Genomic DNA, 19602 nt, shown 5'->3' with positions numbered 1-19602 from the left:
TCGCGGGCAGCCGCGCACGACGTCGGGACCGTGCGTCCTCAGTGATCAGCAGCGACCACCTGATGCGCGGATCGGCGTGTTCGGCCGTCACGACATCGTCGCTTTCGTACCCGTCGAGCAGGACACGGAGAAACGCTTCGAGGTCGGGCGAGTCGTCGACGTCGGCATCCGGCGGCGTGTGCCCGGCGATCGGAAGAGTCGCGATGGGACGGACGCCGGCGGGCACGAGACCGGCGCCGTGTGGAAGGGCAGCCGCCTCGCCCGCGACGGCGGCACGGGCGTGGATCACTTCTTCGGCTTCGGTCAGCACGACTCCGACGTAATAGGCTGACCCGGTGAGCCAGCCGATCCTGTTGACCGTCGACGACGATCCCGCCGTGTCCCGTTCGGTCGCCCGCGACCTGCGCAGACGGTACGGAAAGGACTACCGGATCATCCGGGCCGATTCCGGAGCCGACGCCCTCGAGGCGCTGCGCGAGATCAAGCTGCGCGGCGACGCCGTGGCCGCGATCCTCGCCGACTACCGGATGCCGCAGATGGACGGCATCGTCTTCCTCGAGAAGGCGATGGACCTGTTCCCGAACGCCCGTCGCGCGTTGCTGACCGCCTACGCCGACACCGACGCCGCGATCCAGGCGATCAACGTCGTCGACGTCGACCACTATCTCCTCAAGCCGTGGGACCCGCCGGAGGAGAAGCTCTACCCGGTCGTCGACGCGCTCGTGGAGACCTGGCGCGCGGTGGGGGAGCGGCCGGTCGACGAGATCAAGCTCATCGGCCACCGGTACTCGTCGCCGTCGTTCCACCTGCGCGACTTCTTGGCGCGCAACGCCGTGCCGTACCGCTGGTACTCCGTCGACGACGACGAGGGCCGCCGGATCCTCGAGGCGGCGGACGCGGCGCCGCAGGACATCCCGGTGCTGGTCACCCCGGACGGCACGGTGCTGCGCCAGCCGTCGGGGCCCGAGCTCGCCGACGCCGTCGGCCTGTCCACGCGCCCGGCGCAGGAGTTCTACGACCTGATCGTGATCGGCGGCGGGCCCGCCGGGCTCGGGGCGGCCGTGTACGGCGCGTCGGAGGGCCTGCGCACCGTCATCGTCGAGCGCAAGGCGACCGGCGGACAGGCGGGCACCAGCTCCCGCATCGAGAACTACCTCGGCTTCCCGGATGGTGTTTCCGGCGCGCAGCTCACGGACCGCGCGCGGCGGCAGGCGCTGAAGTTCGGCGCCGAGGTGCTCACCGCCCGCGACGTCGTGGGCCTGGAGGCACGCGGCTCCGCGCGGGTGGTCATGTTCGGCGACGGGACCGAGATCGCCGCCCATTCGGTGGTGCTGGCCAGCGGCGTCACCTACCGGGCGCTGGAGGCTCCAGGCGTCGCCGAACTCGCGGGCCGAGGCGTGTACTACGGCTCGGCCGCGACCGAAGCGCCCGAGTGCAAGGGCGAGCACGTCTACATCGTCGGCGGTGCGAACTCGGCGGGCCAGGCGGCGGTGTTCTTCTCCAAGCACGCCGCGGACGTCACCATCCTCGTCCGCGGCCAGTCGCTGGAAGCGTCGATGTCGCACTACCTGATCGAGCAGATCGCCGGGATACCGAACATCCACGTCCGCACCCGCACCACGGTGGTCGAGGCGCACGGTGACGATCACCTCGAACGGCTGACCCTGTGCGAGAACGGCGGCGCCACCGAGACCGTGCCCACCGGTCACCTCTTCATCTTCATCGGCGCCGCCCCGCGCACCGACTGGCTCGGCACGGAGATCCAGCGTGACGACCACGGTTTCGTGCGGACCGGCCCCGATTTGCTCACCGACGGCGGTCCGCCGCCGGGCTGGCCGCTGGATCGCGACCCGCACTACCTGGAGTCGTCCATTCCGGGCGTGTTCGTGGCCGGTGACGTCCGTGCGGCGTCGGTGAAACGTGTCGCGTCGGCCGTCGGCGAAGGCGCCATGGCGGTCACCTTGGTCCACCGATATCTGGAGGAGCAGTGAGCGTTCTACCCAGGGAGGAACTGCGCGGGCTCTTCCTCTTCGAGCACCTCAGCGAGGAACAGCTCGACTGGATCGACGAGCACGCCGTGCTGGAGCACTACACCGGCGGCACCACGGTCATGCGCGAGGGCGAACCGGCCACCTGCTTCTATCTCCTGCTTTCGGGCGCGCTGCGGATGACGCGGCTCGTCGGCGGCACCGAGGTCGAGACGATCCGATCCGATCAGCGCGGCGCCTACTGCGGTGCGACGCAGTTCTTCGTGCACCAGGAGACCGAACACACCTACGGCGCTTCGGTGCACGCGGTCAGCGACCTCACCTTCCTGACCCTGCCCGCGGCGGAGTTCGCCACCGAGTTCCGCCGCTGGTTCCCGATGGCGACGCATCTGCTGGAGGGCATGTACCTCGGCTGGCGCAACAGCGACACCGTGATCGGTTCCCGGCGGCGGCTGCTGGCGCTCGGCGAGCTTTCCGCCGGGTTGACCCACGAACTCAACAACCCGGCCGCGGCGGCCGTCCGCGCGACGGCGGCGCTGCGGGAGCGTGTCGCCGGGATGCGGCACAAGCTCGCGATGCTGGCGAAGAAGAACGTCGACCCGACACTGCTGGAGCAGTTGCTGGACATTCAGGAACAGCTGGTCAAGCAGGTCGCCTCGGCCCCGAAGCTGACCGCGATGCAGCAGGCCGACCGCGAGGACGAGATCGGCGACTGGTTCGACGGTCACGGGATCGACCAGGGCTGGGACCTCGCCGACATCTACGTCCGCGCGGGCCTGACCGTGCCCGATCTCGACCGTCTGCTGGACTCGGTGGGCGAGACCTTCCTCGACGGCGCCGTCCGCTGGCTGGCGTACGCGCTCGAGACCGAGATGCTGATGGGGGAGATCGAGGATTCGACGACCCGGATCTCGGTGCTGGTCGGCAAGGCCAAGCAGTACTCCCAGATGGACCGTGCCCCGCACCAGTGGATCGACGTCCACGAAGGACTCGACTCGACCCTCGTCATGCTCGCCGGGAAGATCGGGCCGGGAATCCGGGTCGTGAAGGAGTACGACCACGCGGTACCGAGGATCCCGGCGTACGCGGGCGAGCTGAACCAGGTGTGGACGAACATCATCGACAACGCGCTCGGCGCCATGGGATCCGACGGCACGCTGAGCCTGCGGACGTCCAGAGTGGACGATCACGTGCACGTCGAGATCGGCGACACCGGGCCCGGGATCCCGACGGAGGTGCGTCAGCGGATCTTCGAGCCGTTCTTCACCACGAAGCCGGTGGGACAGGGGACCGGGCTCGGACTGGACATCTCCTGGCGCATCGTCGTCGAACGGCATCAGGGCGATCTGCGGGTCGACTCGGAGCCCGGCGATACGCGGTTCACCGTGTGCCTGCCGGTCTCGGAGCAGTCCGTGATCTGATTTTCCTTCTATCCCAACGGTTCGCCAGGAACTGACGACTTCTTTCGTTCATCGATCGTTCACTTCGAAATGGCTCACTCGCGCGTCAAAAGAGTCGAACGGGCTGAAGGATCGAGCAGGTGAACGAGGGGGTGGGCCGGTGAAACGCCGTCTGTCGATCGGCCTGGCGGTGGTGCTGCTGCTGGCCGTGGTCGCCGTGATCGTCTGGGGGCGCGGTGATGACGAGAACACCGCCCAAGGGGCGGATCTCACCACGGTGCGCGGCGTCATCGGCTCGGAGAAGCTGGCCTTCTTCTCCGACAAGCGGGTGGTGGACGCGTTCGCCAGGCACGGGGTGAAGGTCGAGGTCGACACCGCCGGTTCGCGGCAGATCGCGAGCATGGACCTCGGGAAATACGAGTTCGCGTTCCCGTCCTCGTCGCCGGCCGCGCAGCGGATCCAGCGCGACCACAAGGTGACCGGGGTGCACACGCCGTTCCAGTCGCCGATGGCGGTCGCCACCTTCGAGCCGATCGTGAACCTCTTGAGCGCCGACGGGACCGTGCGCAAGGGCGCCGGGGACTACCAGGTGCTCGACATCGCGAAGTACCTCGAACTGGCGCAGAAGAGCACGCGCTGGGACCAGCTTCCCGGCAACACCGCCTTCCCGGCCCGCAAGAACGTGCTGCTCACCACCACGGACCCACGTGAATCGAACTCGGCGGCGATGTACCTGTCGATCGTCTCCTTCGTCGCCAACGGGAACAACGTGGTCAGCACGCCGGAGGCCGAGTCGAAGGTGCTGCCCGCGGTGTCGAAGCTGTTCATCGACCAGGGCTATACGCAGAACAGCACCGAAGGCCCGTTCGAGGACTACCTCGCCGCGGGCATGGGCAAGACGCCGATGGCGCTGATCTACGAGTCGCAGTTCGTCGACAGGCTGGTCCGCGCCGACGGTTCGATCCGGCCGGACATGCGCCTGCTCTACACGGCGCCGACGGTGTACTCCAAGCACACGCTGGTCCCGCTGAAGCCGAACGGCGACCAGGTGGGCAGGTTGCTGGCGACCGACCCGGAACTGGGGAAACTCGCCGCCACCTTCGGGTTCCGCACCGGGGACCCACGCTTGTTCGCCGACGTCGTCGCCGCGGCCAAGGCGCCGGTACCCGCGGATCTGGTGGACGCCGTCGAACCGCCGTCGTTCGAAACGCTGGAGCGGCTGCTCGACGCCGTGAAGAAGCAGTACTGATGGACGATTTCACGCTCACTCCACCCGAACCGGTGGAGGCGATCCCGGCCGAGCGGGCCGCGGGCCTGGTCACGCTGGCACCGGAGGTCCACGCCGAGGTCGCGAAGCGCGCCGAGGGTTTCGCCCGGCGCCTCGAAGCGCTCGACGTCCGATCACCGGAGTTCACCCGGGTGCTGGACGAACTGCTCGCGGTCGGCGAGTCCGACATGCGGGCGGCGGCGACCGTCGCGGGCGCGCTCCTGGACCGCTCGACGCGGGCGCTGGCGGAAATCGGCTCACCGCACCAGCAGGCGGCGGTGAGCCTGGCCGGGCTCCGGCGGACCGTGGCGGAGATCGACCCGGCGAAACTGCCGATCACCGGCCGCAAGCTGATGGGGCTGATCCCGGTCGCGGGCAGCGCGAAGAAGGCGCTGGACCGCTACCGCGCGGCCAACGAGCCGGTGAACGCGCTGGTACTGGACCTGCGTGCGCGGCAGGACGTCCTGCGCCGGGACAACGCCGCGCTCAAGGGTGAGCGGGAACGGTTGTGGGCCACGCTCGGCAAGCTGTCGGAAGCGGCCGCGTTCGCCGAAGCCGTCGACGCGGCCGTCGAGCGCCAGGCCGGGATCTTCGACTTCACCGATCCCACGCGAGCCAAGTCGCTGCGGGCCGACGCGGTGCATCCGATCCGGCAGCGGCATCAGGACCTGCTGACCCAGCTCGCGGTGAGCGCGCAGGGTTATCTGGCGCTGGATCTGGTGCGGCGCAACAACGACGAGCTGATCCGCGGAATCGAACGGGCGGTGTCGACCACCGTCGCGGCGCTGCGGGTCGCCCTGCTGGTGAGTGCGGCGCTCGCCGGTCAGCGGGACGTCCTCGACGAGGTCCGTGCGGTGCAGGCCACCACCGACGGGCTGATCAGGGCGAACGCGGAAATGCTGGAACTGCGCAGCGCCGAGATCCAGCGCGCGGGCAGTGATCCCGCGGTCGCGGTGGAGACGATCCGTGAGTCGTTCGAGCGGATCTACCGGAGCATCGACGCGATCGACGAGTTCAAGGCGGGGGCCGTCTCGACGATGGCGGCGACCGTGGAGGCGCTGTCGGGGGAGATCCGGCGGGCCGAAGACCATCTGCGCCGCTCGCACGAGACGGCGACGGCCGAGGGGGCAACGTGAAACGCTGGGCGGTCTTGGCGGTCAGCGCGGTTTGCGCGCTGTCACTGGTTTCCTGCGATTCGAGCGAGGGCGGGACGCAGAACCTGGGGGAGGCCGAGCCGGGTACGTTGCGGGTGCTCGCGGGCAGCGAACTGGCCGATCTGCAGCCGCTGCTGGAACAGGAGGCGGCCGCGACCGGGGTCAAGGTCAAGTTCCGGTTCACCGGAACGCTGGAAGGCACCGAGTCGCTCGCGAACGGCAAGGTGGACGGCCAGTACGACGCCGTCTGGTTCTCGTCGAACCGCTATCCGGCGGCGGTTCCGGAGGCCGCGAAACGGCTGGGCGAGCAGGTGAAGATCATGAGTTCGCCGGTGGTGCTCGGCCTGTCCGCGTCGTCGGCGCAGCGGCTCGGCTGGACCGGACGGCCGGTGGGCTGGGGTGAGATCGCCGAGCAGGCAGGGAAGAAGGCCTTCACCTACGGCATGACCGATCCGTCGGCGTCGAACTCCGGTTTCTCGGCGCTGGTCGGGGTGGCGTCGGCGCTCGCGGGGGCGGGTAACGCGGTCGACGCGCAGCAGATCGCTTCCGTCACCCCGAAACTGACCGAATTCTTCAGTGCGCAGGCGATGTCGGCGGGCTCGTCCGGCTGGCTTTCCGAGGCCTACCAACGACGGGCGACCGGCCAGGATCCCGGCAAGAAGGTCGACGGCCTGATCAACTACGAGTCCGTCCTGCTGTCGATGAACGCGAGCGGCAAGCTCCCCGAGCCGCTGACGCTGGTGTACCCGTCCGACGGCGTCGTCACCGCGGACTACCCGCTGACCTTGGTGCAGAGCGCGAATTCCGACGCGCGGGACGCGCACCGCAAGCTGGCCGAACGGCTGCGCACGCCGGACACCCAGCGCAAGATCATGGAGACCACGCAACGCCGTCCCGTCGTGCCGGGTGTCCAGCTGGGACAGCGGTTCGCCCAGAAGGATCTCGTCGAGCTGCCGTTCCCGGCGACGCAGCAGGCGGTCGACGCGTTGCTGGGCGCCTACTTCGACAAGATCCGGCGGCCCTCGCGGACGCTGTACGTGCTTGACACCTCCGGTTCGATGGCGGGCGACCGGATCGAGTCGCTGCGCGCCGCGCTGATCGGCCTGACCGGTGCCGACGGTTCCCTGACCGGCCGGTATCGCCGGTTCCGCAGCCGTGAAGAGATCACGATGCTGCCGTTCGACACCGTGCCCGGCACTCCGGAGACGTTCATCGTCCCGGAAGGCGATCCACAACCCGCGCTGGACAAGATCAAACGCTTCGCCGAGGGTCTCGACGCGAACGGCGGTACGGCGATCTACGACAGCCTGCACCGCGCGTACGACATCATGGGGCCTCTGGTCGCGCGCGACCCCGATCGGTTCACCTCGATCGTGCTGATGACCGACGGGCAGAACGCGAACGGCGCCAAGTTCTCGGATTTCCAGCTGAGGTTCCCGTCGCTGCCGGAGGCCGTGCGCCAGATCCCGGTGTTCACCGTGATCTTCGGCGAGGGTGACTCCGCCGAACTCGGCGAGGTCGCGAAACGCACCGGGGGCAACGTGTTCGACGCCCGGGGCGACGTGCTGCCCAAGGTGTTTCAGGAAATCCGCGGGTACCAGTGATCCGGTACCTCGGCTCCACGAAGAATCTCGCCGGCTGTGTCGGCGGGCTGATCGGGCTCGCGCTGTATCTGACCGGCGTCGTCGGCGGATTGTGGCCGCTCGTCGTCGCGGGGCTGTACGCGGTGTTCGCCCTCCTCGCGCCGCCCGAACGGGTCCGGCTCGTCTCGGTGGACGCCCTCGCCGAGGCCGGGCAGCTGCGCGCGGAGCTCGACTCGTTGGTGGGCAAGGTGACCGCGCGGGCACAGCGCATGCCGGAGTCCTCTGTGGACGCTGTGCGGAGGATCGCGGAAGTGCTCGACGATCTGCTTTCGCGGCCGGAGCGGTGGGCGGCCAACCCGGACGTCCAGCACGCCGTCACGCGGCTGGCGCGCACCGATCTGCCGCTTTCGGTGGAGACCTACCTGAATCTGCCCTGGTGGTTCGCCGCCAAACGCCGGGCCAGTGGCGAGCCGAGCGCGTCCGACGAACTCCTCACACAGCTGGAGCTGCTGGAGACCGAAGCGCATCGCATCGCGGAGCGGTTCTACGCGGGTGACGTCCATCAGCAGGCCGACCACACGCGATATCTGCGCGAGCGCGGCGAATCCGGTTGAGGAGTCCCGGTCACCGGCAAGCGCAATCAGGTCTGCCGGTCGTTCTGCATGGGCAAGGCGGGCTTCCCGTAGTGCACTCGTGAGGCCGATCCGGACGTGGTCGGTTTCCGTCTTCCCCAGGGAGTTCAGACGTGCACAAGTACAGACAGTGGGCGGCCGCACTGGCCGCGGTGGTCGTGTGCCTCGCCGGCGGTACCCCGGCGAACGCCGAGGAACGCGGCGAGCACTGCGTGGCCGACACGACGACCGGAGTGATCCGGTGCTTCGACAGCGTCGGTGAATCCCGCGCCGCGGCGTCGGCAGGCGAGGTCGGCGCCTCCGCGACGGTGATCAGCGTGCTGTACGAACACGGGAACTTCGGCGGCGCGAGCCTCACGATCACCGGGTCGCCGTGCGTCGAAGGAACCAACCAGGTCCTCGGCTTCCTCGGTGACTGGAACGACAAGGTCTCCTCGTTCCAGACCTTCGGCAACTGCTACATCACGATGTACGAGCACGCCGAATACCAGGGCGGCAGCCAGGAGTGGTATGCCAACGACAGCGGCAACTACGGGTCGAACATGAACGACAAGGGCAGCTCCGTGGTGTATTCGCGCGGACCGTCCCGTGCCGAGCTGCTCAAGGACTGCGGCCACGCGACCAAGACCTGCAACGCCCACGTCGACCAGCGCGGCCAGGACTTCTACGGCAACTGGGGCCGGGTCGACACGGTCTTCAACTGCAGCGCCAACAAGATCACCCAGGTGATCGGCAAACGGGACACCCGCAGCGGGAAGAACACGGTGTCGAACGAGGTCAGCGTGAGCGCGGGCTTCAAGTTCCTCGTCGACTGGTCGGTCGCGTACAAGCGCACGTGGGGCCAGGAATGGGGCTGGGAGACCAGCGAGAGCGTCGAAACCCGGATCGAGGTCAACCCCGGCTACTGGGCGGGACTGGACCGCTCACCGGTGATGAAGGTGGCCAGCGGTTCGTACGACATGTGGTACGACAAGCGCAGGTGGGGCCATCACCAGTGGTACGTGTGGAACTTCAGCGGTGAGGGCCCGGCCCCGGGTGTCGTGGGCCAGACCCGGACCGTCGGCAAGAAGATGACTTCGGACGAGAAGAAGAGGGTGTGCGGGAAGTCGGCCGGGCTCGTGCGGTCAGCCGCCGTCCCGGAGGCGGAAAGCGCCGCCGCGAAGCCTGCCGCGCCTCCGGTGCGCCTCGCGCAGGGACCGCTGCACAGCTAGGCGGTGTCCTAGTCAAGTGGTACGGCTCGGCGGCCGCGAGGGATCAGCGGCCGCCGAGTCGCGGCAGGGTCAGGGTGGCCACCGCCGTCGTCACCCAGCTCAGCAGATCGCCGAGCGGGATGGTGGACAGTTTCTCCGGCCATTCCTCCGCCAGTGCGTGCAGGACCAGGTGACCGTCGTGCGCCTCGACCGCGACGAGCCGGACCCCTCGCGGGAGTTCCGGCAGCGGCAGGACGATCGGCTTGAGACGGGACGGCGGGCCGAACCGCCGGCGTCCGATGTGGACGGACATCGGCCGGAGGACGATGGCATCGTCCTCCACAGTGGACTCCAGGGCGAGATGTCCCCAGCGGGGCCGCTTTTCCCAGCGGATGTGGAAATGGCCGTCCTCGCCGGGGGCCACGATGATGCCCGGCCGGGCCTCCGCCACGCGCGCTTGGAGGACTTCCGGTGACACCCGGATCGCCATCTTCACCTGCTCGGGGATGGCGGCCGGGGACGGGAGCGAGCGGAGACGGACGTTCGACGCCAGCACGGTGATGCGTTCGAGCGGCGTTTCCGGCCAGTCGACGTCTTCGACGACGATGCGGACGTCGCCGACCTTGCCGGTCGCGGCCAGGCTGAGGCTGTCGGTCTCGTAGTCGAGCCCGGTCAGGGTGAGTCCGACGTCGTGCCCGTCCACCTTGGCCGTCAGCCGCCGCCCGACCAGCTGTTCGGTGACGGTCTTCAGGATCGCGGCCGGGGTCACGGGCACGCTGGGCAGCAGCGCCCGCCCGGCGGCGGCCAGGCCGAACAGCTCGGGAAGCGGGTTCAGGTCGAACCATCTGCCGTCGCTCATCCGTCCAGTGTCGCCGAACGGGACGCCGATCGCCGCCGCAGGGGGTCAGCGGGCCGCGAAACGGGCGATCACACCCGCCAGGATCACCCAGAACGCGGCGGCCAGGCCGTAGTCGAGGATGACCGCGAGATTCGGGTCACTCACCGGGAAGAGTCCCGGCCAGAACAACGCCAGCGGTTTGGCCAGTGCCTGGATGAAGATGAAGAAACCGTTGCCCGCGTTGGCTCCCGCGAGCACCATCACCATGTACAGCAACTCGATGAAAGCGAACACCGCGCCGATGCCGGTGATGACCCGCACGGCGGTGTTGCTCCTGCTGGTGGTTCGCCATCTGGACATACCGGATAAGTTCCCCGGCTCCGTCGTGGCAAACGCTTCAGCGGCCAAGTTGCGCCGATCGGCCGTACCTCGCCCACTGCCCGGAGGCGGCCGGTGACGCTGCGCGCTTCTTCTGATATCGATTATCATTCTCGTTATGACTCCTGGGGATTGGAACGACGGCTGGGAGCGCCTCATGGCGAAGTACCAGCCAGGACGTGAGCGGGCGATCGCGCGGATGATCGACCTGATCGCGGCGCGCTCCGAAGGCGCGGCGCCGCGCGTGCTGGACGTGGGTGGTGGCACGGGCACGCTCTGTTCCCGGCTGCTCGAACGCCTTCCCGGGGCGGAGCTCACGTTGGTCGATCTGGATCCGGTGATGCTGACGATCGCCGGTGCGTCCCTGCCGTCCTCGGTCGAGGTGGTCCGGGCCGATCTGCGTGACCCGGCGTGGGTCACGCGACTGCCGTATGACGGTTACGACGCCGTTCTGGCGGTCATGGCGTTGCACTACCTGTCGCCCGGCCGGCTGACCGAGTTGTACGCCGAGCTCGCCGGGCTCGTGCGACCGGGCGGGTTCGTGATCAACGTGGACGACATGCCGGACGCGGCGGCCGTGGCGACCACGAGCGACGACGGCGAAGATCCCTGGAGTGCTTGGTGGGCGGGGGTCGCGGCGGATCCGGTGCTCGGCCCCGCGGTGGTGGAACGCGCCCGGCTGTTCGGTGATGCGCCGTCGGCCGAATGGCATCCTCCGGCCGAGTGGCACCTGCGCGCCTTGGGGACGGGCCTTGGTGAGGAGCCCGTTGTGGCCTGGCGGGACGGTATCCAGGCCGCCGTGGTGGCTTTCCGGCGCCGCTGAGGCGTTCGGTCACTCGCCGAGCGGTGCGCCTCGCCATTGCCAGCCGGCTCGCGACGAACGGCCCGGTAACTCCGTCCGGTCCGTCGCCCACAGCAACGCCCGCCAAGGATCGACGCCGGTGGTGTCGGCTTCCGGGAACATCCGCGCGAGCACTCGCGCGCAGACGTCGCGTGGCGGGTCGAGGGTGACGTCGAGGCCCCTGGCCATGTCCTCGCCGTGGACCAGCACCTCGACACAGCCCATTCCGGCGAAACCTTCGAGGTCGGCGCGGCCGCTCGGGTGGTACGCGCGGACGTCCGGGGCCGCCGTGCGGAGCGTCGCGCACAGGATGCCGCCGCCGACCGTGACGAATTCCAGCAGCTCCGAGGGAGTCGCGGCCTGGTCGGCGACGGCTTCGAAGCAGACGAAACGGGGTGTCGACGGCCGCGCGATCAGCAGGCCCGCGTACGAAATGAGGCAGTCGCCGAGATGCTCGGCGGTGCGCCAGGCGTTCAGTTCGCCGGTGCCCGGTGCCGCCGTCCAGTCCCGGCCCGACGCCTCGCGCAGGCTGTCCGTCACGCTCCTGATCGCCGCGTCGAGGTCGCCGGGGGTGACTGTCATCGTGGCATCAGCTCGGTGACCTCAACTCAACGGCGTCGGGAACGCGACCGGACCGCGGCGGCCGTTCTTCCCGACCGCGCGCACACCGAAGAACACATTGTCCTTCGACAGATCCACTTTAGCCTCGGTCGTGTCGCCGACCCTGGTCACCTGCGTCCAGTCGGCCGCCGTCGTCTCCCGCCAGACGACCTCGTAGCCGTCGAGATCCGGGTCCGTCCCGCGCCGCCACACCAGATCCGTGTCGTTCGTCAGCCGGTTCGTCCGGATCCGGACGTCCTCCGGGGTGCCGGGCGCGGTCGCCAGCGACCAGACCGTGGCGGCGTTCACCCGCGCGACCCTGGCGATGAACGGGAAGTCGCAGAATTCGGGCAGATCGCCGTACCGCTTGCCGTTCTCCACCCGGACGTCCTGGTGCTGGTGCGCGTAGTCCTCGTGCGGCTCGGTGAACCGCGCGGCCGGATAGCCCTGTTCGAGGAACGGGATGTGGTCGCCACCCCGGAGGTAGCGGTCGCGGCGGTGGATCACCCGGACCGTCATGCCGGTCGCGTCGTTCTCCGCGACCGATCGGACGAACCGGGCCAGCTGGCGGGACGGCGAATCGTTCTCGCCGCCGACCGCGCGCCGGATATCCGCCTGCGCCGGGGTTTCCGACGTGGGCACGCCCTCGGCGAACAACCGGATCGTGTGCGGATCCCGTGTCCCGTCGTCCGCCCGGCTCGAACCGACGATGTCGTTGGTGAACATCGCCTGTACGTTCGTGCCCGCCGCCTTGTACAGCGTGGCCATGTGCCGTGCGCCGAACAGACCTTGCTCCTCGCCCGCGACCGCCGCGAACACGATGGTCGCCGCCGGGCGGCGAGTGGCGAGCACCCGGGCGAGTTCCATCGCGACGGCGACTCCGGAAGCGTCGTCGTCGGCGCCCGGAGCGTCCTTCGTCGCGTCGAGCGGATCCGAACACCGCGAGTCGTAGTGGCCGGAAACGACGTAGACCCGCTCCGGGGTGGTGGAACCGCGCAAGGTGGCGACGACGTTGGTGATCGTGGTGGCGACCGGGATCCGGGGTGGAGCGGGCTGCTGCAGGTACGACTGCGATTCGACCGTCATCCGGCCGCCCGACCGCTGCGCGGATTTCTTCATCTCCGCGAAGATCCAGTCGCGGGCGGCGCCGATTCCGCGGACGGGATCGGTCTGCGAGGACAACGTGTGCCGTGTCCCGAAGGCGGCGAGCCTCCTTACGGTGGCCTCGATGCGCTGTTCGTCGATCTCCCGCAGGATCGCCCGGAGCTCGGCGTCGGGTCGTTGCGGGGAGAGCCGGCCGCCTTGTTCTTCGGCGTCGGCCGGGACACCGGTGAGGGTGGTGGAGGACAGGGCGGCCGCCGAGAGCGCCGCCGAGGTGGACAGGAAAACTCGTCTGGACCTTTCCTCAGCCATTCTCTCGTTCCTACGCGCCTTGTGGTCGGGCGTCTACCCGCGAAAGGAGGAGCGTGGTGAGCGGAGGCCCGTGATCCCTGGACCGGGCACGTGATCACCGGGACAGCCCCATGGTGTCGGCCCACTGTGTGACGGCTTGGTGGTAGTCGGGCGCGTTGGGGGCGTAGTTGATCGAATGGCCGTAGCCGGGCAGTACGTAGGTTCGCAGTTTCGCCGCCGCGGAGTAGTACGGTGTCTCGGACCGGAGCAGCCCGGCCGAGGAAGTGCAGTCGGTCGCGAGCGGGCCACAGAGGCCGCTGTCCCCGTCTCCGAGCACGACCAGCACCGGCACGGTGATCTTCAAGCTGTACGGGAGCACGGTGGCGAGGGCGGCGCCGTCGAGCAGTTCGCCGGGGGCGACGACGTCCTTCGTGGCCTCGTCGTAGGCGATCATCTCGGGGTCGGCGGGCCCGGGTGCGTGGAAGGCCGCGTACCGGGCGCCTGGCTGGGTGGTCAGGTAGGTGGGGTCGAGTCCCAGCCCCGAAAACACCGGGTCCACCGCGACGGGGATGAACGAGCCCAAGACGGTCAGCGCGCCGGGAGGATTGATGCGGTGTGCCAGCCCGGTGATCAGCACGCCGTCCACGTCGTGGTAGGTGCCCGCTTCGAGCACGGCGATGGCCGAGCCGAGCGAATGTCCACCGAGAATCACCTTGTCGAACCGCGAGCCGAGGTCGCCTCGCCTGATGGTCTGGACCACTTGGTGCACCACGTCGGCTCCGGTGAACGCGGTCAGCAGCGCGCTGGGCGGTTTGGAGCCGGCACCGGTGCCGAGCCGGTCGATGGCAAGGGTGGCGTGGCCTGCCTTGTTCATCGCGACGCGGAACGAACGGGTTTCCGGGGTGATCGCGGGGTCCCAGTACACGTTGTTGTAGGTGGCGCCCGGGACCAGCACCTGGACGGTCCGCGCGCCTCGCGGTGGTTCGCACAGCCTGCCGTGCACGGTCTGGGGAAGCAGCCCGGCCAGCCGCACCGGGATGGTCACGGACCGGCAGGACGCCGCATCGGCCTGAGCCTGCGCGGGCATCAGCAGTGACACGGCCAGCAGGATGGCGGACGTCACCGCGCCTGCCCGGCGGCGCTTCACGCTGCCACGACGCATGAAAAAACCTCCACGGGAATAGTTCTTTCGACGGTCATCGGAAACGCGGGACGACTGTCATCGGCAGCCGGCTCGGGTACGCGGTGGTCGTGTGCTTCACCCGGACCGGCTTGCCCGGTACGGGAACCAGCCGCCATTTCGCGGCGATCGTGGCCACGGCTATCGCGATTTCGGTCAGGGCGAAGGAATTCCCGATGCATTGGTGCGCACCCGCACCGAACGGGAGGTAGGCCCCGCGGGGCAGCTCCTTGGCTCGCCCGCCCGCCCAGCGGTCCGGATCGAAACGGCCTGGGTGGTCGTGGAACCTCGGATCGAAGTGCATGGCGTGCGGGCTGATGATCACCTCGGTACCCGGTGACAGGCGCACGGTGCCGAGTTCGACTTCCGTGGTGACCCGGCGCATGAGAATCCACAGGGGATACATCCGCAGGACCTCGTCGACGACCTGCCGTGTGTAGACCAGCCGTGGCACGTCCTCGGCGACGGCCTGCCGCCCGCCGAGCACGTCGTCGATCTCGTCGTGGAGCTTCCGCTCGACCTCGGGGTGCCGGGCGATTTCGTGGAAGAGCCAGGACAGCGCCAGTGCGCTGGTCTCGATTCCCGCGGTGAGCAGGGTGATGACCTCGTCACGCACCTGCTCGTCGGTCATCCCCTCGCCGGTGTCGGCGTCCCTGGCGAGCAGGAGCGTGGACAGCAGGTCGCTCCGATCGGCCTGCTCGGCGCGCCGCCTGTCGATGAGCTCCTCCACGATCGCGCGCATGCGGTCGACGACCCCGTCGAACCGCCGGTTGGCCGGAAGGGGGAGCTTCTCCACGAACGCGGGCGAGAGCACGCGGATCATGCCGTATTTGAGGATGACCGGGATCGACCTGCGGGCCTCCTCGATCGCGGCCTTGCCCAGTTCGGTGGAGAACAGCGCCTCGCCGACGGTGGCGACCGCGAGCGCCTGCATGTCGTGGTCCACCTCGCGGACCTCGTCCGGCTTCCACGGCCTGACCAGTTCGGCGGCCGCTCCGGCCATGATCCCGGCGTATCTCGCGATGGCGGCGTGGTGGAAAGCGGGTTGCATCAACCGGCGCTGCCGCAGGTGGTGAACACCATCGGAGAGAGCGAGTCCGTTGCCGACGAACGGGCGGAACTTCTCGAACATCGCGCCCTTGCGGAATTTGCCCCCGTCGGTGACCAGTACCTGGTGCGTCAATTCCGGACTCGTCAGGAAATACGTTTCCATCGGGCCGAGATGGACCCGCACCACGTCTCCGTGCGCGTACAACGACGACGTGAATTCGAAGCGACGCCGCAGCATCGCCGGAGTGTGTCCGATCAACGGCCATCGACCGGGTGCAACCGGTACGGGCATCCGCACTCCATCGCCGACGCGGAAGGGAAGAGGACACGCTAGCGCCATTCGGTGGCAGCCCACAGCACTCGAACGGGTGACTATGCGGCCGCGCCCCGGTTACCGTGCCGGGCTGAGTAAGCTCGATGGCTCTCCCAGGAAAAGCGATGGCATTGGAGTGTTGACACTGACGCGACTGCCGGACTGGGTCCCACCGGGTACCGACCACACGGTGCCCAGTGCCGCCCGGATCTACGACTACATGCTCGGTGGCGGCCACAATTTCGCCGTCGACCGCAAAGCCGCCACGCAGGCCGAGCGATTCATGCCGCATGCCCGGGGCGTGGCGAGGCTCAACCGCGCGTTTCTCCGGCGGGCTGTCCGGTTCATGGTCGACCAAGGCGTCCGCCAGTTCCTCGACATCGGTTCCGGCGTGCCGACCGTCGGCAACGTGCACGAAATCGCGCAGGACGCCGACCCGGAATGCCGGGTCGTGTATGTGGATCACGATCCCGTCGCGGTCGCGCACAGCAGGCTGATTCTCGCCGGCGACGACCGCGCCACCGCGCTCAAGGCCGACGCCCGTGACCCCTCACGCATCCTCGGCGATTCTCAGCTGCGCCGGCAGCTGAATCTCGACGAACCGATCGGCATGTTGTTCCTGTGCATGCTGCACTGGATCCCGGACGAATCCGACCCGTGCGGCCTCATGCGCCACTACATCGACGCGATGGCTTCCGAAAGCCACCTGGCGATCACGCATATCACCGAAGACTATTTGCCCTACCAGGTCCGGGAAGCACTCAGGATCGCGACAAAGGGCGGCGACCAGGTCACGCCACGCCCCTACGACGAGGTGCTCACCATGTTCGGCGACCTCGAACTGCTCGAACCCGGCCTGGTCGGGTGCGGCACCTGGCGCCCCGCCGGGCCCGGCGACATCGCCGAGGACCCGACACTCAATCAGGTCCTGTACGCCGGAATGGCGCGCAAACCCTGAAGCGGGACGTCGGGGCGCCTCGCCCTGATCGTCCACTAAGGACAGTGAGAATCACCGGTCCGGAAGTGGAGCGGTCCGTCCGCCGCCGATGAGGGATCCGATGTCGGTCACCGGTCCCTCCCCGCCGGTGAACAGCGGGCCCGTTCCCAGCTCGACTCCGGCCTGGCGCCACCGCCGTGCCTGCGCGCCGGTTTCGAGATCACCGGCGAGCACGGTGATTCCGGCCTGGCGGACCAGCGCGATCATGTCCCTCGCCCCGGCGAGGACGATCGAGTCCTCGTCGGCGGAATGCCACACGAGACGGGAGTCGAGGCGTACGGCGTGTACCGGGAGGTCCTCCAGCAACGTCAGTTCCCCTGGTGTCACGCCGAAGTCGTGCAATACCACTCCGATCCCCAGTTCGGCGAGCACTCGCGCGGTGTCGACGATCTCGTGCCCGGCCACGAGCAGCGCACCGGTGGGCAGGCCGAGCCACAACCGGCCGGGGCCCGGCGCGGCGCTGTCGAGAATTCCCCGGATCGTCCCGGCCAGCCGGGGATCGGCCAGCTGGTTCGGAGTGAGCGGTACGAGCAGCGGCAGGTCCGCGCCGCCGCCCGCGGCCATGTCCGTGCAGCCACGTTCGACCAGCCACGCGCCGAGCGCGCCGATCAGCGCGGTGCGCTCGGCGAGCTCGAGGTACCGTTCGCCCGGCAGCAGTCCCAGCTTCGGATGTTCCCACCTCAGGCGCGCCTCGGCCCCGACGATCTCGCCGTCGGCCAGCCGTACCAGTGGCTCGTAGCCGATGCCCAGCTCGCCGTTCTCCCAGGCGCCGGGCATGGTGGCCACCAGGCCGAGTGTCTCCCTGGCGCGGCCGTCCCATACCGGGTCGTACCGTTCCCACCGGCCGGGACCCTTGCTCTTGGCCCGCCGCATCGCGAGATCCGCCGAACACAGCAACTCGGCCGGTTCGACGGTGCGGGGAAGGTCTTCGACCACGCCGAAACTCGCCGTCAGCGCCAGGCCCTTCCCGTCGATGTAGGCAGGCTCCGACAGCGTCTCGTTGATGCGCTCGATCATCGTGACGACGTCCGGCGTGCTCGCGGAGTTCTCGATCAGGATGCCGAACTTGTCGCTCTCGAACCGCGCGACCATCGCGTTCTCGCCCGCCACCGCGGACCTGAGCCGGTCCGCGGCGATCCGCAGCAGGCCGTCTCCCACCTTTCTGCCGAGACCGTCGGTGACCAGCGACAGCCCGTCGAGATCGACGTGGTATAGCGTCGCCGCGTTCGGCAGGTGCAGCACGTGCTCGAGGTGCGTGCTGAAGAACTGGCGGTTCGGCAGACCGGTGAGCATGTCGTGCAACAACTGGTGCCGTAGCTGGTTCTGCAGGAGCGTCAGCTCCGCGTCGTCGGACACGATCGTGACGTAGCCGTGTGAACCGCGCAGGAGCGAAGCGGTCAGCGTCGCCTGAAGCGGGTCGCCGTCCTTGGTGACGAAGCGCGGGCGCGATCGCAGCCGGTCGAGCTTGCCGTCCCGGAGATCGCGGTAGCCGTCCAGCAGAAGCCGCCGATCCGCCTCGTGTACGAATTCGAACAGATTGCCGTCCGCGACCTCGCTCGGCGTCCGGTCCAGTATCCGGTGCAGAGCGGGATTCGTGCGGACGAGGTGCCCGTCGGGGTCGGTGACGGCGATCCCGCTCGGCGAACCGAGGAAGATCTCGTCCAGCTGTGCCTCGCTGGCCCGCCACTCCCGCTGCGACTCCCGGACCGCGTTGAGCAACGCCTGGTCACTCGTGCCCCGCTGCTCGTCGGTCGCGGAACGGATCGCCTCCACGTAACCGGACGCCAGCGCGCCGAGCAACCTGGCGACGCGCTCCGGTAACCGATCGGCGGAGCGCGGATCCGTCGGCGCCAGCAGTGCGGCGGCGAGCACGTCCACCGTGCACTGCAGGCTCGTCTTGCCGACACAGTGCAGCCGGACGAGTTCGGCGCCGACCTCCGCGGCGATCTCGGTGGCGGGCCGGTCCCCGGCCACCGCCTCGAGCAGCCGATCGAGCAGACCGAGCAACTCTCGTTCGATCTGGTCGTGCGACAAGGGCAGGTAAGTGGTGCTGCTGACGAGATAGGCCCATTTCCGCGCGAGCTTGACGCGTTCCCGCCGCGACGCGAGAGGCTGCGTTCCGGCGAACCGCTCCTGCCCATCGGAAGGTAATGGCCTGGTCATGACGCTCGACCCCTTGATCTCCGTGTCCTCGACCGGCCGCTCGCGCCGATTCCGCTTTTCGTCCGAGACCGATCAGGGTACGGCAGACCCACCAAAGGGTGATGCCCCAGCGGATCTTCCCGGCGACGCCGCCGCGGATAGGCGAATCAATTTCGGAGGTTTCCGAAATATCATCCGCTCCGCCTGCTCCACCGCGCTGCGCGGCCGACCGGTCCCAGCTCGATCAGCGTGAAGTCATCGCACCATACCTCGGCCTCATGGTAGCCGCTCAGGATGGTCGACCTGGCGTTCTCCCGGATTCCGTGCATGATCTTCTCGGGTCGCTCCGCGCGCCTCGATTGACTCGGAAATTGCGCGCACCGTCAGTGAATAGTCGCATTTCCGGGCGCCGTCCTGCCCTGTCGTGCCGATTCCCGTGGGAACCGGTCGTGATTCTTTGTGGTGCCGTCATCTTGTGGCCCGTTCGCCGTGAGGCAAAAGAGTACTCACTCTCGCCGAGTTCGTGGTTGGTCCATCGGTGTGACGGCGAAATCAACCGATGGAGTGCTGTTGTCGTGTATTACCCCGCACCTAGGATGGCCCGCCCTGGCCGGCTGGAAGATATTTCCCGACGGGCCCGAAGTTGGTGAATCGTGT

Annotated in this window: 17 protein-coding genes; 10 read left to right on the top strand and 7 right to left on the bottom strand. The window is 68.6% G+C overall.

The window, feature by feature from the left end; translation table 11 throughout:
* The first annotated feature begins 76 nt into the window (after positions 1-76).
* The 8 genes from CVV72_RS21330 to CVV72_RS21295 all read left to right on the top strand — a co-directional run bounded on the left by CVV72_RS21330 (position 77) and on the right by CVV72_RS21295 (position 9235).
* On the top strand, positions 77-331 hold the full coding sequence (locus CVV72_RS21330; RefSeq protein ID WP_219145485.1) for a hypothetical protein: 255 nt from the start codon (positions 77-79) through the stop codon (positions 329-331).
* A gap of 4 nt (positions 332-335) precedes the next feature.
* Positions 336-1991, top strand: a complete 1656-nt coding sequence (locus CVV72_RS21325) for an FAD-dependent oxidoreductase (protein WP_034320127.1) — start codon at positions 336-338, stop codon at positions 1989-1991.
* Entirely contained in the window at positions 1988-3409 is a 1422-nt protein-coding gene (locus CVV72_RS21320; RefSeq protein WP_219145484.1) for an ATP-binding protein, read from the top strand. Before CVV72_RS21325 ends, CVV72_RS21320 begins: the two co-directional genes overlap by 4 nt.
* A gap of 139 nt (positions 3410-3548) precedes the next feature.
* Complete coding sequence (locus CVV72_RS21315) at positions 3549-4637, top strand: hypothetical protein (RefSeq protein WP_219145483.1); 1089 nt, start codon at positions 3549-3551, stop codon at positions 4635-4637.
* Positions 4637-5791, top strand: coding sequence for a toxic anion resistance protein (locus CVV72_RS21310; protein ID WP_219145482.1), 1155 nt, complete (start codon positions 4637-4639; stop codon positions 5789-5791). The genes CVV72_RS21315 and CVV72_RS21310 overlap by 1 nt, the downstream gene beginning before the upstream one ends.
* Positions 5788-7413 (top strand): substrate-binding domain-containing protein, encoded by a 1626-nt coding sequence (locus CVV72_RS21305; RefSeq protein ID WP_219145481.1) that lies wholly within the window; start codon positions 5788-5790, stop codon positions 7411-7413. The genes CVV72_RS21310 and CVV72_RS21305 overlap by 4 nt, the downstream gene beginning before the upstream one ends.
* Positions 7410-8006 (top strand): hypothetical protein, encoded by a 597-nt coding sequence (locus tag CVV72_RS21300; protein WP_219145480.1) that lies wholly within the window; start codon positions 7410-7412, stop codon positions 8004-8006. The genes CVV72_RS21305 and CVV72_RS21300 overlap by 4 nt, the downstream gene beginning before the upstream one ends.
* Positions 8007-8137: 131 nt before the next feature.
* Positions 8138-9235, top strand: coding sequence for a peptidase inhibitor family I36 protein (locus CVV72_RS21295; protein WP_219145479.1), 1098 nt, complete (start codon positions 8138-8140; stop codon positions 9233-9235).
* A gap of 43 nt (positions 9236-9278) precedes the next feature.
* On the opposite strand, the gene CVV72_RS21290 is transcribed toward CVV72_RS21295, so the two are convergent.
* The gene (locus CVV72_RS21290) at positions 9279-10073 is read right to left on the bottom strand and encodes an LmeA family phospholipid-binding protein (RefSeq protein WP_219145478.1); all 795 of its coding nucleotides are present in this window, start codon (positions 10071-10073) and stop codon (positions 9279-9281) included.
* Positions 10074-10118: 45 nt separating this feature from the next.
* Positions 10119-10373, bottom strand: coding sequence for a hypothetical protein (locus CVV72_RS21285; protein WP_026467456.1), 255 nt, complete (start codon positions 10371-10373; stop codon positions 10119-10121).
* Positions 10374-10548: 175 nt separating this feature from the next.
* Here CVV72_RS21285 and CVV72_RS21280 point away from each other — a divergent pair, with 175 nt between their 5' ends.
* On the top strand, positions 10549-11253 hold the full coding sequence (locus CVV72_RS21280) for a trans-aconitate 2-methyltransferase (protein ID WP_219145477.1): 705 nt from the start codon (positions 10549-10551) through the stop codon (positions 11251-11253).
* A 9-nt stretch (positions 11254-11262) separates the two neighbouring features.
* Here the strand turns inward: CVV72_RS21280 and CVV72_RS21275 are convergent, their stop codons facing one another.
* The 4 genes from CVV72_RS21275 to CVV72_RS21260 all read right to left on the bottom strand — a co-directional run bounded on the left by CVV72_RS21275 (position 11263) and on the right by CVV72_RS21260 (position 15731).
* Positions 11263-11853: a hypothetical protein gene (locus tag CVV72_RS21275; RefSeq protein WP_219145476.1), complete on the bottom strand. Its 591-nt coding sequence runs from the start codon at positions 11851-11853 to the stop codon at positions 11263-11265.
* Positions 11854-11874: 21 nt separating this feature from the next.
* Complete coding sequence (locus CVV72_RS21270) at positions 11875-13284, bottom strand: M20/M25/M40 family metallo-hydrolase (protein WP_219145475.1); 1410 nt, start codon at positions 13282-13284, stop codon at positions 11875-11877.
* A 94-nt stretch (positions 13285-13378) separates the two neighbouring features.
* Positions 13379-14425: an alpha/beta hydrolase gene (locus CVV72_RS21265; RefSeq protein ID WP_219145474.1), complete on the bottom strand. Its 1047-nt coding sequence runs from the start codon at positions 14423-14425 to the stop codon at positions 13379-13381.
* Positions 14426-14459: 34 nt separating this feature from the next.
* On the bottom strand, positions 14460-15731 hold the full coding sequence (locus CVV72_RS21260; protein ID WP_255632196.1) for a cytochrome P450: 1272 nt from the start codon (positions 15729-15731) through the stop codon (positions 14460-14462).
* Between the two features lie 211 nt (positions 15732-15942).
* On the opposite strand from CVV72_RS21260, the gene CVV72_RS21255 reads away from it, so the two are divergent.
* Positions 15943-16764, top strand: coding sequence for an SAM-dependent methyltransferase (locus CVV72_RS21255; protein ID WP_219145472.1), 822 nt, complete (start codon positions 15943-15945; stop codon positions 16762-16764).
* A gap of 51 nt (positions 16765-16815) precedes the next feature.
* Here CVV72_RS21255 and CVV72_RS21250 read toward each other — a convergent pair whose 3' ends face one another.
* Complete coding sequence (locus tag CVV72_RS21250; RefSeq protein ID WP_219145471.1) at positions 16816-18966, bottom strand: bifunctional diguanylate cyclase/phosphodiesterase; 2151 nt, start codon at positions 18964-18966, stop codon at positions 16816-16818.
* Positions 18967-19602: the final 636 nt, after the last annotated feature.

It is taken from the genome of Amycolatopsis sp. TNS106 (assembly GCF_019330265.1).
In the GTDB taxonomy this organism is placed as follows: domain Bacteria; phylum Actinomycetota; class Actinomycetes; order Mycobacteriales; family Pseudonocardiaceae; genus Amycolatopsis; species Amycolatopsis lurida.
Note: the sequence above shows the minus strand (reverse complement) of the source record. Positions and strands in the feature narration are given on the sequence as shown.